Source organism: Cellulomonas sp. S1-8 (genome assembly GCF_026184235.1).
In the GTDB taxonomy this organism is placed as follows: Bacteria; Actinomycetota; Actinomycetes; order Actinomycetales; family Cellulomonadaceae; genus Cellulomonas.
Genome location: NZ_CP110806.1, coordinates 4,357,157 through 4,369,422 on the forward strand (window position 1 = coordinate 4,357,157; position 12,266 = coordinate 4,369,422).

At 73.7% G+C, this 12,266-nt stretch carries 15 protein-coding genes; 8 read left to right on the forward strand and 7 right to left on the reverse strand.

The features are described 5' to 3' along the window. The first annotated feature begins 51 nt into the window (after positions 1–51). From OKX07_RS19620 to OKX07_RS19635, 4 genes are all read left to right on the forward strand, one after another. Positions 52–342, forward strand: a complete 291-nt coding sequence (locus OKX07_RS19620; RefSeq protein WP_265629681.1) for a hypothetical protein — start codon at positions 52–54, stop codon at positions 340–342. Between the two features lie 113 nt (positions 343–455). Next, positions 456–1,835: a cytochrome P450 gene (locus tag OKX07_RS19625; RefSeq protein ID WP_265629682.1), complete on the forward strand. Its 1,380-nt coding sequence runs from the start codon at positions 456–458 to the stop codon at positions 1,833–1,835. A gap of 15 nt (positions 1,836–1,850) precedes the next feature. Further along, complete coding sequence (locus OKX07_RS19630; protein ID WP_265629683.1) at positions 1,851–2,429, forward strand: hypothetical protein; 579 nt, start codon at positions 1,851–1,853, stop codon at positions 2,427–2,429. Further along, a complete protein-coding gene (locus OKX07_RS19635; protein ID WP_265629684.1) occupies positions 2,429–2,716 on the forward strand; it encodes a transcriptional regulator in 288 nt (95 codons plus the stop codon). Before OKX07_RS19630 ends, OKX07_RS19635 begins: the two co-directional genes overlap by 1 nt. Positions 2,717–2,764: 48 nt before the next feature. On the opposite strand, the gene OKX07_RS19640 is transcribed toward OKX07_RS19635, so the two are convergent. Continuing rightward, positions 2,765–3,928: an IS30 family transposase gene (locus tag OKX07_RS19640; protein WP_416220804.1), complete on the reverse strand. Its 1,164-nt coding sequence runs from the start codon at positions 3,926–3,928 to the stop codon at positions 2,765–2,767. A gap of 111 nt (positions 3,929–4,039) precedes the next feature. Beyond that, complete coding sequence (locus OKX07_RS19645; protein WP_265629685.1) at positions 4,040–4,792, reverse strand: HAD-IIB family hydrolase; 753 nt, start codon at positions 4,790–4,792, stop codon at positions 4,040–4,042. Between the two features lie 265 nt (positions 4,793–5,057). Between OKX07_RS19645 and speD the strand changes: the two genes are divergently transcribed. Genes speD through OKX07_RS19665 form a run of 4 tightly spaced genes read left to right on the forward strand, consistent with a single transcriptional unit; the run spans position 5,058 to position 7,960 of the window. Further along, positions 5,058–5,402: an S-adenosylmethionine decarboxylase gene (gene speD / locus OKX07_RS19650; RefSeq protein WP_265629686.1), complete on the forward strand. Its 345-nt coding sequence runs from the start codon at positions 5,058–5,060 to the stop codon at positions 5,400–5,402. Further along, positions 5,399–6,109, forward strand: a complete 711-nt coding sequence (locus OKX07_RS19655; protein ID WP_265629687.1) for a hypothetical protein — start codon at positions 5,399–5,401, stop codon at positions 6,107–6,109. Before speD ends, OKX07_RS19655 begins: the two co-directional genes overlap by 4 nt. Positions 6,110–6,155: 46 nt before the next feature. Next, positions 6,156–6,362, forward strand: a complete 207-nt coding sequence (locus OKX07_RS19660) for a DUF350 domain-containing protein (protein WP_265629688.1) — start codon at positions 6,156–6,158, stop codon at positions 6,360–6,362. An 11-nt stretch (positions 6,363–6,373) separates the two neighbouring features. Next, positions 6,374–7,960: a polyamine aminopropyltransferase gene (locus OKX07_RS19665; protein WP_265629689.1), complete on the forward strand. Its 1,587-nt coding sequence runs from the start codon at positions 6,374–6,376 to the stop codon at positions 7,958–7,960. A 91-nt stretch (positions 7,961–8,051) separates the two neighbouring features. Here the strand turns inward: OKX07_RS19665 and OKX07_RS19670 are convergent, their stop codons facing one another. The 5 genes from OKX07_RS19670 to OKX07_RS19690 all read right to left on the reverse strand — a co-directional run bounded on the left by OKX07_RS19670 (position 8,052) and on the right by OKX07_RS19690 (position 12,190). Further along, the gene (locus OKX07_RS19670) at positions 8,052–9,563 is read right to left on the reverse strand and encodes a hypothetical protein (RefSeq protein WP_265629690.1); all 1,512 of its coding nucleotides are present in this window, start codon (positions 9,561–9,563) and stop codon (positions 8,052–8,054) included. Between the two features lie 111 nt (positions 9,564–9,674). Beyond that, the gene (locus OKX07_RS19675) at positions 9,675–10,124 is read right to left on the reverse strand and encodes a hypothetical protein (protein WP_265629691.1); all 450 of its coding nucleotides are present in this window, start codon (positions 10,122–10,124) and stop codon (positions 9,675–9,677) included. 153 nt (positions 10,125–10,277) lie between these two features. Then, positions 10,278–10,994, reverse strand: a complete 717-nt coding sequence (locus tag OKX07_RS19680; RefSeq protein WP_265629692.1) for an anti-sigma factor family protein — start codon at positions 10,992–10,994, stop codon at positions 10,278–10,280. After that, positions 10,991–11,494 (reverse strand): sigma-70 family RNA polymerase sigma factor, encoded by a 504-nt coding sequence (locus OKX07_RS19685; RefSeq protein ID WP_265629693.1) that lies wholly within the window; start codon positions 11,492–11,494, stop codon positions 10,991–10,993. Before OKX07_RS19685 ends, OKX07_RS19680 begins: the two co-directional genes overlap by 4 nt. A 27-nt stretch (positions 11,495–11,521) precedes the next feature. Continuing rightward, entirely contained in the window at positions 11,522–12,190 is a 669-nt protein-coding gene (locus OKX07_RS19690; RefSeq protein WP_265629694.1) for a YceI family protein, read from the reverse strand. Positions 12,191–12,266 lie beyond the last annotated feature (76 nt).

Genomic DNA, 12,266 nt, shown 5'->3' on the forward strand with positions numbered 1-12,266 from the left:
ACGAGAGGTCGATCCAGCCCCGGCCGCCGGCACCTGGTGGAGGATGTCGCCATGGCACAGGACGTCGAGGTGTCCGCGCTCGCGATCAACGTGACGATCCCGCCGCACCTGCGGTGGACGGACGAGCGACGCGGGCAGGTCTTCGAGCTGCAGACGCTCAACGTCCGGCTCCTGCCCGACGGCAGCCTCGCCGCGAAGGCGTACGGCCGCCCGGTCGAGGGCGGTCGCGGGGCGTACGTGTCGTTCCGCGTGCCGGACCGTCCGGAGCTCGTCGCCCTCGTCGCGTCCGCTGCCGACCGGGCGTCCGCTCGCTGGGCGGCGCACACGGGCCTGGACGCCTAGGGCGGACCCGCGGGGTCTGACGTGCCGGGCCTGGACGCGCGCCGCACGGTCACGGGAGGCTGGGTGGCGCGTCCGGCGTCGACGCCGGGCGGCCGTCAACGAGGGGGCCCACGATGACCGCGTCCACGACCGTCGACACCATCCCCGTCGTCCCGGGTGCGCCCGTGATCGGCAGCGTCGCGGAGCTCGGACGCGACCCGGCTGCGTTCTTCGTGCGGTGCTACGCCGAGCACGGTCCGGTGTTCCGCGTGCGCGCGCTGCGGCGGACGCTCACGGTGCTCGCCGGGCCCGATCTCGCGCGGTGGATGGGGTCGCGCGAGGGGCGTGCGAGCCTGCGGTCCGCCGAGGTGTGGCAAGGGCTCGTCGACGAGTACGGCGCGACGCGCACCCTCACGGGTGTCGACGGTCCCGAGCACCGGCGACTGCGCGAGGTGATGCGCCGCGGGTACTCGCGCGAGGCGCTCGACGGCCGGCTCGACGAGCTCGTCGCGATCACCGACGAGTGCCTCGACCGCGCGTGGCGGCCCGGGACGTCCGTGCCCGTCCTCGAGGCGCTCCAGTTCCTCGTGACGAGCCAGCTCGGCACGATGCTCACCGGGACCGTGCCGACCGAGTACGTGCGCGACATCCGGACGACGATCCTCTACATCCTCAACGCGCTCGTCACGCGCCAACGCCCGGAGATCGTGCTGCGCAGCCCCGTGTACCGGCGCTCGCGGGCGCGGGTCCAGGAGCTCGGCGAGGAGATGATCCGCGCGCACCGGGCGCGCGAGCCGCGGCCCGACGGCCGGCGCACGCTCGTCGACGACATCATGGACGCCCACGACGCCGACCCCGGGCTCGTCGCGGAGAACGACCTGGTGCTGGCGCTCACCGGGCCGTACGTCGCGGGGCTCGACACGGTCGCGAACACGCTCGGGTGCCTCGTGCACGCCGTCCTCGCGCACCCCGACGTGCTCGCACGGATCCGCGCCGAGGCCGACGAGGTCTTCGGCTCCGGCCCGCTCACCGAGGCGTCGCTCGAGCGCCTGACCGCGACGAACGGCGCGGTCATGGAGACCATGCGCCTGTACCCGATCGCCGTCGCGCAGCCGCGGGTCGCGAACCGCGACTTCGAGTACGCCGGGCACCTGATCCGCGAGGGTGAGCCGGTCTACTGCGCGGTCACCGTGCCGCACTTCCTGCCCGAGCTCTTCCCCGACCCGCTGCGGTTCGACATCGACCGGTACTCACCCGAGCGCCGCGAGCACGTGACCCCGGGCGCGTACGCGCCGTTCGGCAAGGGGCCGCACACGTGCCTCGGCAAGGGCGTCGCTGACGTGCTCATGACGCTCACGGCGGCGCGCGTCTTCCACCGGCTCGACCTCGAGCTCGGGCCACGTGACGCGGTGCTGCGGCGGCGGGCCGCACCGACGCCGGGGCCGGTGGCGGGGTTCCGGGTGCAGGTCGTGGCGGAGCGGCGCGGACGCTACTTGCCGGATTGGAAAGTATGAGCCATACTTTCCAACATGGAAAACATCGGCGACTCCCCCACACCCGCTGAGGCCGCGGCTGCCCTGGCCGACGCCGAGGAGGCGCGCACGTCGCTGGCCCACCGCCTCGTCGTGCCGTCGTTCTTCTCCCTCTCGATCGGCACGGCCATCGCCGTGCAGATCGCCACGACCGCCCTCGGGGTGGCCGACGCCGGTCACAGCGGGGTGTGGCACCCGGCGGGCTGGCTGATGGCAAGCGGCCTGGTGGCGCTCGCCGCGGTGGCGACGGTCCAGCTGGTCCGGTTCCGACGGCTGAACGGCATGTGGCTCGGCGGCTTCGCCAGCCGGGTCGTCGGTGGGACCGCGGCGGCGGCGTCGATCTCCTACGTGCTGACGTTCGGCGCCGCGATCTGGGCGGCGTTCGCCGGAGAGTGGGGGTTGATGGCGCTGTGCTCGCTCGCCGGGGGCATCGCGTACGCGATGAGCGGTCGTCGCTGGGTGCGGATGTATCGCGGAGAGCCCGCGTCGCACGCCCGGGGCGAGTCGGCCGCGTGGCTGGCCGTCATGGTCGCGCTGGCTCTCACCGGCCTCGTGCTCCTGATCGTCGGCCGCTGATGCCCGACCTCGACGTGCACCTGCAAGCCCCGGCCAGGCTGCGACTGATGACGTCGCTCACCGCCGTGTCCGAGGCCGAGTTCTCGACGCTCCGCGACAACCTCGACGTCAGCGACTCGGTCCTGTCCAAGCACCTGTCGGCGCTCGGGGAGGTGCGCTACGTCAAGAGCCGCAAAGGCGTGCACCTGGGCCGGCGGACCACCTGGGTCTCGTTGACCTCGACGGGACGCCGCGCGCTCAGCGCGCACGCCGCCGTGCTCAGAGAGCTGATCGCCGGCGTGGAGTAGCGCGCACGCCGACGGCACACAGAGTGTGAAGGGTTGCTGCCGGTGGTCTCAACCGGTCATCGCAACGAGTTCCTGGTTGAGTCGTTCTGATGGTGTCATCCAGCCGAGGGTCTGGCGGGGTCGGGAGTTCAGGGAGTCGGCCGCGGCGCGCAGCGCCGCGGGGTCGTGCAGCGAGAGGTCGGTGCCCTTGGGGAAGTACTGGCGCAGCAAGCCGTTGGTGTTCTCGTTCGATCCCCGTTGCCAAGGGCTGTGCGGGTCGCAGAAGTAGACATCGATCCCGGTCTGGATGCTGAACGTGGCGTGCTGGCTCATCTCCACGCCCTGGTCCCAGGTGATCGAGCGCCGCAGCGCGACCGGCAGCTCGAGGATCGCGGCGGCCATGGCCTGGCGCACCGCGGCAGCCGTACGACCCTCGGGCAGGTGCAGCAGGATGACGAACCGGGTCGATCGTTCGACCAGGGTGCCGATCGCCGAGGCGCCGTTCTTGCCCAGGATCAGGTCCCCTTCCCAGTGCCCGGGCACCGCGCGGTCCTCGACCTCGGGGGGTCGCTCGCTGATCATCACCATGCCCGGGATCCGCCCACGCCCGTCGGTGCGCCCCCGGGTCCTGCGCACCGCTCGCCCGGTGCGCAGGCACGCTGCCAGCTCTTTGCGCAGGTCACCACGCCCTTGAACGAACAAGGACCGGTAGATCGTCTCGTGCGACACCCGCATCTCCGGATCGTCGGGGAACCCCGCACGCAGCCGAGCGGTGATCTGCTCAGGGGACCACAACCGCTCCAGGTCGGCGACGACCTGTGCGCGTAACCGGTGGTTAACGGCGAGCTTGGTGGGCTTAGGACGCAGGCTCTCGCGCTGCGCCCGGCGATGAGCGGCCACCGGCGCATACCGGCGCCGGCCGCCACCGGCGCGCACCTCACGGCAGATCGTCGAGGGGCTACGCCCCAACGAGGCCGCGATCGCCCGCAACGACGCACCTGTCTCCAGGCCGACCCTGATCTCGACCCGCTCGTCCAACGACAACCGCAACCCCGTCGGGGACCACCCGTCCTTGCGGATCACCCCGCCCAGAGGCCGCAGCACGTTGTAGACCGTGCCCATCGCCACATCCAGGTCCACCCGGATCTCCTCGACCGACAGCCCCTGAGCTGCCATCCGAATGATCTGATGCCGCACCGAGGCCGGCAACACCCGCCACCGCGCCTTGCTCATGACAACCTCCGAGATCGACCGTCCGGGCAACCAGACCACGAACGTTGCGACGACCCCTTGAGAACACCGCCGCTGAGCGGCAGCAACCCTTCACGCTTTCGGTCGCACAGGTCAGGCGAACGCCTCCGGGAGGGCCGCGCGGACCTTGCCGGGGGTGTCCTCCCAGCCCGTCACCGCGATGCAGGGGACGCCCGTCGAGATGACGGGGTAGTCGTTGCCGCCCTCGTCGAGGCGGTCACCGAAGAACACGGCCTGCGTCGGCTCCAGGCCCAGGCGCGCGAGCAGGCGGTTGACGCCGTACGCCTTGTCGATGCCCTTGCGGGTGATGTCCACGGACGTCGACCCGCCGGAGCGGACCTCGAGGTCGGGGAGCTGCTCGGCGACGGCCGCGCGCAGCCGCTCCTTCTTGGCGCCGTCCGGGTCCCACGCGGCCTTCGCGTCGACCGGGGCCTCCTGGCCGAGGGCGGAGAACGTCACCTGGCTGCCGCGCAGCTCGATGCGGTCGCCCCAGGTGCTCTCCTCCCACAGTCCGAGAGCGCGGGCGGACTCCTCGACGGCCGCGGCCGCACGGGCGGACTCGTCGTCCGTCAGGGGCTCGCTGTAGATCTCGGACCACTCGGCGCCGTCGTGCACCAGGTAGCGGGTGCCGCACGTCGGCAGGACGTGCAGGCGCGCCAGCGCCGCGGTGTCGTCGATCGACGACAGCAGCTGGGCGTCGAACTGCTCGAAGCGGCCGCCGGAGATGATGCCGACCTGCGCGACGCGCGTGAGCGCGACGATCAGGTCGACGATCTCGGGGTGCACCTTGCTCTTCGAGGGTGCGAGCGTGTCGTCCAGGTCGAAGAGCGCGAGCTCGTAGGTCATCGGTCCTCCGTGGTGCGGGCGGCGCCCACGCGTGTGGGCCTGCTCGGGACGGCCGCCGCGGGGTGACGCACGGCGCGGCCGGTGGCGGCGGGGCCGGGTGACCCCGCGACCGGTGTCACGGTACCGGGTGGCGCACGCCCGGCAGGGGGTGAACCCGGACCGGTCGTCTCGGGACGACGACAGGTCGCGTCGATGTCTCCGGTACGTTGTCGCACCGATCCCACCCGCGCCCCGGCGCCCGACGACCAGGAGGCGCGACGCCACCGTGCACCGCAACCACGTGTACGTGTTCGACGTCGCCGGGGCTCCCGCCGCCGCTCTCGACGACCTGGACGTCGTCCGCACCGCGCTGAGCGATCTCGTCGCCGACGCCGGGCTGCACCCCGTCGGGTCGGAGGCGGTCCACCGCTTCGCGCCGCAGGGGCTGAGCCTGGCGATCCTGCTCGCGGAGTCGCACGTCGCGGTCCACACGTGGCCCGAGCACGGCACGGCCTACGTGACGCTGACAACGTGCCGGCGCCCGGCCGACGGGTTCGTCGAGCGCACGCGCGCGGCCCTCGCCGACGCGCTGAGCGGCGAGGTCGTCGCCCGCACGGTCGCCGACGCGTGACGCGCCCCAAGGCCCGGATGCGTCTGGGCACGCACCTCATCGGCACGCCGCCGTGGCGGTCCCTGCCCCACGGCGTCGTCGTGTACGGCGAGTGGGACCCCGAGGACCGCACGACGTACTACTGGGAGGAGTGGGAGCTCCTCGGGTACGAGAACACGGACTTCTGGGTCGAGTACGACCACTACACGCGCAAGGTCACGCTCTACCGGCCCGTGGAGGTGAACGAGCACCTCGACCCGACGCAGCTGCGCGAGGGGCAGCAGCTCACCGTCACGCTGCGCGGCACGCCGCACCAGGTCGTCGTCGGCGAGGTCGGCGTCGGCACGATCCGGCACCTCGCGGGGGCGTTCACGTACGACCTGCAGATGGGCCAGGAGGTCGCGTACGCCGAGATCGAGGCCGCGGGGTTCGTCCTGTCGGTCGAGAAGTTCGACGACAGGGTGCTCGACGTCTACCAGGGCACCGTCCTGGACGCCGCGGGCCAGAAGGCGCACTTCGGCAAGCGGGTGGCGCCGCGGAGCTTCACCACGAAGGGCGTGCTGGGCCTCCTCGCGCTCGTCCTGGGCGTCGGGTGGTTCGCGGCGTCGTGCAGCCCGGGTACCGAGACCTGCACGCCGCGCACCGTGGTCGCCGCCGACGGCACCACGACGACCGAGCAGGACTGCGTGCGGCGGTCCGTGTTCGGCAGCGGGGGCCTGGGCAAGTGAGCACGTCCGCACACCCGTCCCGTACGACGACCAAGGAGAACCTCGCGTGATCATCGCCGACCTGCTCTCGACCATCCTCTACTCGGTCCTCGGCATCGTCCTGCTGCTCGTCACGCTCGTGGTGGTGAACAGGGTGTTCAAGCTGAACCTGCACCGCGAGCTCGTCGACGAGCACAACGTCGCCTTCGGCATCCTCATCGCGGGGGTCGCGGTGGCGATCGGCATCATCATCGCGGGCGTCATCGGGTCCTGACGGCCGGGCACGTGGACGTCGAGGAGCAGCCTGCGGGCCCGGGACCGGGACCCGTCGCGGGGGGACCGCTGCGGCTGGGCGGGCGGACGATGGACCGGCCCACGGTCTTCGCGGCGGCGCTGCTGGTCGCCGTCGGCGGCATCGTCTACGAGCTGATCCTCGGCACGGCCGCGTCGTACCTCGTCGGCGACTCCGTCGTCGCGTTCTCGGTGGCGACGGGCGTGACGCTGTTCGGCATGGGCCTGGGCTCGCTGCTCGCACCCCGCCTGCCGGGGCCGTCGGGCATCGCGTTCGTGCGCAACGAGCTCGCGCTGGGGCTCGTCGGCGGGGCGTCGGTGCTGGTGCTGTTCTGGGCGTACGGGTCGACTGACCTGTACTGGCCGGTGTTCGTGCTGCTCGCGCTGGCGATCGGCGTGGGCATCGGTGTGGAGATCCCGCTGCTGGTCGCGCTGCTCAAGGAGCACGGGCGGGACACGTCGGTCGGGCTGCTGTCGAAGGTGCTGGCGCTGGACTACCTGGGGGCGCTGCTCGCCTCCCTGCTGTTCCCGTTCGTGCTGCTGCCGACCCTCGGCCTGGTGCGCACGGCCCTGGCCGTCGCGATCCTCAACGTGGGCGTCGCCCTGTTCATGCTCGCGCGCATGGGCCACCAGCCCCGGTGGACGTGGTCGACGTCGGGCGCGCTGGTGCTGCTGCTGGCGGTGTTCGCCGTCTCGTCGGGGATCGAGGCGGCGCTCAGCACGCGGCTCTACGAGGACCCGGTGGTCGCCGCGACGACGTCGCGGTACCAGAAGCTCGTCGTCACCGACTTCCAGGGGGACGTGCGGCTGTACCTGGACGACCAGCTGCAGTTCTCCTCGGCCGACGAGGCGCGGTACCACGAGACGCTCGCGCACACGACGCTGACGTCGGTCGCGGCACCGGCGTCCGTGGCGATCCTGGGCGGCGGCGACGGCCTGCTCGCGCGCGAGGTGCTGCGGTACCCCTCGGTGCGTGAGGTCGTCGTGGTGGACCTGGACCCGGCCGTCACCGACCTGGCGCGGACCAACCGGCTGGTCCGGGACCTCAACGAGGGCTCGTTGGACGACCCGCGCGTCACGGTGGTCAACGCCGACGCGTTCGGCTGGGTCCGGGACACCGACGCGACGTTCGACGCGGTCCTGGTCGACCTGGTCGACCCGTCGAACGAGCGCGTCGCCAAGCTCTACTCGGTGGAGTTCTACTCGGCCGTCGCCGCGCACCTGCGGCCCGGGGGCGTGATGGCGACCCAGGCCACGTCGACGTACTTCACGCCGCACGCGTTCTGGCAGGTGGTCGCGACGGTCGAGGCCGGGGCACCGGGGCGCACGGTGGTGCCGCTGAGCATGAACGTGCCGTCGTTCGGCGAGTGGGGGTTCGCGCTCAGCCTGCCTGGTGCGGGGTCGTCGCTGCTGACCTCGACGCCCCTGCCCGACGGTCTGCGGTTCCACGACGCGAGGTCGCTGGGCGCCACGACGCGCCTGCCGGGCGACCTGCCCGCGCGCGACGCCGTGCCGTCGACGCTGCTGTCGCCCCGCATCCACACGACCTACCAGCAGGACATGGAGCACTGGCGGTACTAGCCGTCCTGCCCGACGTGCGGCGAGGGACCGTCGGCGCGGCGATCGCGCCCCAGGCCCCTCGCCGCCGACCCCGCCGCGGCGGGGTCCGGTGTCAGGCGCCCATGCTGCAGAGCCGACGCTCCTGCGAGACGTCGATGACGCCGCCCCAGGTGCGGACGCCGCTGACCGCTCCGACCCAGGGCGTCGCGCCGTCCTGCGCACCGCCGACGCGGAACGCACCCACCGCGGGCGCCCCGCCGTCGAGGAACCCGAGCGCGCCCGGCACGGGCACCTGGTCACCGGGCTCGTCGACGGTGCCGAAGCTGCACACGTCGAGCCGCACGAGGCCGGACGCCGCGTCCCGCCAACCGAACAGCGCGACCCACGCGCCCGGGACCACGGGGACGGACGACGTCACGGTGGTCGAGCCGATCCCGTCGGGGTCGTCACCGGCGACGCTGAACGCCCAGCAGGTGACGCCGGCGTCCTCGCACGCGGTCGTGCTCGTCCCCAGGCGGAACGCGCTGCCGCCGTCACCGTCCTGGCTGACGGCCGTGGCGGCGAGGTCGCCCGCGTCGGCGCGCACGAACGCCGCGACGGACCAGCTGCCGGTCGTGTCCACCACCGTGCCGCTCGTGGCGGCGCCGTCGGTCGCCTCGTCCAGCAGCAGGGCGGCGTCGGCGCGGCCCGCGAGCTCCGCGGTGAGCCCGTCCGTCCACGTGGTCGACGGCGTGAGGGTCAGCACGTTGCCGCCGTCGGTGGACAGCACGTCCGCGGACGTCGTCCCCGTTCCCTCGTCAAGGGTCCACCGCGCGTTGCCCGTCGGCGCGGACGCCGCGGACTCCACGACGAAGCGGTACGACCGCGTGGGTCCCACGTTCCCGGCGGCGTCGACGGCCTGCACGTCCAGGACGTGGGAGCCGGCCGTGTCGGGCGTCCACGTGACGGTCGCGCCCGTGTCGCCGTCCGCGACGTCGACCCGGGCCTGCCCGCCGTCGAACCCGTAGAGGAACGCGACGACGTCCGTCGCACCAGGGACCTCGAACCGGAAGCTCCCGGCGACGCCGACCCCGCCGGCGGTCGCGTCCTCCGCGTAGACGGCACCGGCGCCGTCGACGGGCGTCACGTCGGTCGCGCCCGGTGCGGTCACGTCGACGACGATGCGGCACCGCACGGTCGGGCTCGTCCGGCCCTTCGCGTCGCGCGCCTGGACGCGCCACTCGTACCCGCGCCCGTCGCGCAGCAGCCCCTCGGGCACCGCGACCGCGTGCTCCGAGCCGCTGGCCTGCGTCGTCGTCGCGCCCGACGTCCACACCTGCCGACCCGTCCGGACGTCGCGCACGGTGAAGGTGCCGCTCACGGCGTCCCCGTCACGGTCCGACAGGACCGCCCGCAGCGTCGGGGTCGTGGACCGCAGCGGTGCGGGTGGGCGGGTGGTGCACGTGGAGTCGGGCTGCGTCGTGCGGACATCGGCGGGACGGTCCGGCGCGTGGTTCACCACGCGCGGCGGGTGCTGGCCGTGCGCGTGCGCGGCCCCCGGGACGAGAGCGAGCGCGCCGGTGAGCGCGCCGACGACGAGCGCGCGGACGACGCCCGGACGGCGGACGGACGAGAGGACGTGCACCAGTACCCCCTGCATGGTCGGTGTCGCGCGCCCACACGGTGGCTCCGGTGGCGTCGCGACGCGACCGGAACCTATCGGACGGATCCGACACCCGGGGGTCGTCCGGTGGGATCAGGCGGTCGCGGCCATGGGGGCGACCAGGACGGCCGCGGCGCGCGGCTTCATGCCGAGGTTGAGGCGGACGATCTCGACGCCGCTCTCGCGGTGGGTGATCACGGCGCCCTGCACCAGGGTCCGGCGGATGCGGGCGTGCGCCTGGTCGTGGGGCAGGGACAGCAGCACCTGCTCGCCCAGCGGACCGCGCCCCTCGTGCTCGACGAGGAGCAGCCGGCGGTCGGTCGTCACGCACCACACGGGACGTGCGGTGTGGAGCACGCCGACGCCCAGGGCGCCGCCCGAGAGCGCGAGGCTCGCGACGGCGGTGACGGTGCTGGTCGCGATGGTCTTGGCGGCGTTGCCCGCGGGGCTCTTGACGATCTGGGCGACGACGGTCCCCCGCACCTCCTCGCCGGCGTCCAGGACCTGCGGGAGCTGGGCGAGGAGCGAGCGCCGGGACGTCATCGTGGTGCCCTTCGTGAGCGGGTGCCGACGGGTCGCGTGCCGCCGGGTCGAGGCTCGCCCATGATGGCGGGACCGGCCACCCGCCCGTGCGGGGATCGTGTGTGACGCAGGTCACTTGCACGCGCGGGGCCGCTGGTCAGGCGGCCGCGCGCCTCACACCTCCCCGACCGCCAGGGGCCGGTCCAGTCCGACGACGCCCAGCTCGACGCGCTCGATCCCGTCCATCCGCAGCGCCGAGGACGCCCCCAGCCCGGACGCCGTCCGCTCCCCCGTGCTCGTCCACGTCGCGACGACGGTCCGCTCCCCCGCGGCGTCGACGAGGACCAGCTCGTACACGCCCTCGGGCAGCTCGGCCGCCGCGTACGCGCACGTCCAGTCCAGGCGGGTGCCCCACCGGACGGGTGCGAGGGTGACGTCGGCCGTGACGCCCGACCCGCCGACGGCGGTCAGCGCGACCGCCCGCGCGTCGGCCGCGACCACGGGGGCCGGGGTCGTGGCCGCGGTCACCGCGGACCCGGCCACCCCGCCCAGCACGACGAGCGCGGCCGCGGCGCCCGCGAGCGCGAGCCGGCCACGCGCGCGGCGGCGACGGGCCGCGTCGGCGAGACGCGCCAGCGGGACCACGTCGGCCCCCGTCCCGCCCGTCCCGTCCGCCCCCGTCCCGGCCGCGGCGCCCACCCCACCCGCGCCGCCGGTCGCGTCGCCCGCCGGCACCATCGCCAGCAGCGCGGGCATGCCGGCCAGCTCGCCGACGGCCGCGCGGCAGGCGTCGCAGCCCGCCAGGTGCTCCTCGTACTCGCGCCGCTCCCCCGGCGCGAGGGCCCCCAGCACGTACGCCGCGTCCCACTGGCGGTACGGGTCGGCGGTCATGACGTCACTCCCCTCTCCTGCAGCGCGAGGCGCAGGGCACGCAGCGCGTAGTGCAGCCGCGACTTCACGGTGCCCGGCGGGATGCCGTGCTCGGCCGCGAGCTCGGCCACCGACCGGCCCCCGTAGTACGCGCCGACGACGACCGCGCGGTGCTCGGCGGACAGCGCGTCGAGCGCGTCGGCGACGAGCCAGCGGTCCAGGACGGCCTGCGTCCCGTCGCCCGTGACCGCGTCCGGCGGTGCGTCGGACGGCAGCTCGTGGCGGCGGTGGGCGCTGCGCGCGTCGTCGACGACGAGGTTCCGGGCGACCGTGAACAGCCACGCGCGCACCGACGCCTCGGGGCGTGTCAGCACGTCGGGGTGCCGCCACGCGCGCAGCAGCGTCTCCTGCACGACGTCGGGCGCGCGGGCCGGGTCGGTCAGACGCGTCACGTACCGGTGCAGCGCGTCGGCGTGCGCCGCGTGGGTGGCGCGCAGCAGCGCGTCGGCGTCGGCTGCCACGTCACCACCTCCGCGTCGTCGGGCCGGTCAGGACGCCGTGAGGCGCAGGTCGAACTCCACGGACCCGGTGTCCTCGACCGTCACGAACCCCAGGTCCGGCGCGTCGACGCCGTAGTCCGCGAACGTCACCGGCACCGATCCCACCACCTGCACGGTGTCACCCGAGGCGGCGACCTGCGCGTCGACGGTCACCTCGAGCGTGACGTCGCGGATCGTCAGGTCACCCGTGAGCTGGGCGGAGGTCGCGTCGTCGGCCAGCTCGACCGGCTCCGTCAGCGTGAACGTCGCCGTGGGGAACGTGCCGACCTGCATCGCCTGGTCCCGGAAGTACCCGTCGCGCGGCGGCTCGTCGGTCGCGATGCTCGCCATGTCGACCTCGATCTCGGCGGCCGTCAGGCTGCCGTCCTCGACGGTGACCGTGCCGGTCACCTGGTCGGTGCGGCCGGTGACGGTCACGTCCTCGCCACGCAGCACCTCCTGCAGCCGGTAGCCCGCGAACGAGCCCGCGCCCACGGTCCACGTGCCGTCCGTCGCCTCGACGGGTGCGGCCTGCGCGCTCGCCTCGAGCGTCGGCGCGGCCTCCGCGTTGCTGTTGGCCCAGTCCGCGTACAGGCCGGGGCCGACGACGACGGCCACCACCCCGAGCACGACGACACCGGCCCCGATCCCTGCCCACACCTTCGTCCGCTGCTGCATGGTCCTGCCTCTCTCGCCCCCGGCGACCCGATCGGGCCTTCATGGTGGAGACGAGACAGGGGGGCGGATGGTTCAG